This window comes from Lactobacillus sp. C449L (assembly GCF_059900815.1).
In genome coordinates this window covers 1-439 of the sequence record NZ_JBWXGA010000286.1, presented here as the reverse complement: position 1 = coordinate 439, position 439 = coordinate 1, and the positions used below count along the sequence as shown (strand labels likewise).

1 protein-coding gene and 1 pseudogene are annotated in these 439 nt (G+C 54.0%); both read left to right on the top strand.

Annotated elements, in window-relative coordinates; genetic code table 11:
* Positions 1-194: pseudogene (locus AC2JF9_RS09425) on the top strand (hypothetical protein); the annotation flags it as partial.
* Between the two features lie 9 nt (positions 195-203).
* Positions 204-439 (top strand): DUF5348 domain-containing protein (locus tag AC2JF9_RS09420; protein ID WP_500727251.1); only part of this gene is annotated, 236 nt, incomplete at its 3' end.

Genomic DNA, 439 nt, shown 5'->3' with positions numbered 1-439 from the left:
ACATGAATTTTGCCGGGGCGAAGCATCCCATCTTCACGGATGCGGCCATGGAGGCCCTTGCCGTCTGCACCAAAGGCTATCCCCGTTTGGTTAACAAACTGGCGGTTCGCGCTCTCCTGCACGGCTTCCAACGGAGGGCGGAACAGATTGATGCCGATCTGATCCGCGCCGCAGCTCTCGAGTATGGGTTATGAGGTGATCCCATGACGAGAAACTTCCGTGAAGGTCGTTTGCTGTTCGATCCTCCGACTGAACGTTGGGAAATTTGGGGTACTTACGATGAGCCGGAAGCCGTCCACTGCGGAGAATCTTTCGAAATGAAGGTCGCAGGCGAGTTTCTTCCTTGCCGGGTGGAGATGGATTCGGATTGGTATGTAATCTTTCGGAACACGAGCTTTTACCTGCACCCGAAGGTCAGTTACTGGATTCGGATGAGATA